Annotated in this window: 1 pseudogene; it reads left to right on the top strand. The window is 74.0% G+C overall.

Going from position 1 to position 242, the window contains the following annotated elements:
• Window positions 1-242: pseudogene (locus tag AMS65_RS19675) on the top strand (DUF349 domain-containing protein); the annotation flags it as partial.

Genomic DNA, 242 nt, shown 5'->3' on the forward strand with positions numbered 1-242 from the left:
CGGGGCAGGTCACCCTGCTCGCGGCGCGTATCGCGCGCGGCCCCGCTGACGCCTCCGCGGCCGACTCCTTCGCGAAGCTCCGCGAGCAGCGCGTCGAGCCCGCAGCGGTCGGCGACATCGTGTCGCTCCGCGAGCGCGTCGAGAAGCTCGCCGGCAAGACCGCCGAGCTGAGCGAGAAGCAGCAGGCCGAGCGAGAGGCCGCACGCAAGGAGGCTGTCGAGAAGCGCGAGGCCATCGTGGCC

It is taken from the genome of Leucobacter celer subsp. astrifaciens, from assembly GCF_001273835.1.
Classification (GTDB): domain Bacteria; phylum Actinomycetota; class Actinomycetes; order Actinomycetales; family Microbacteriaceae; genus Leucobacter; species Leucobacter celer.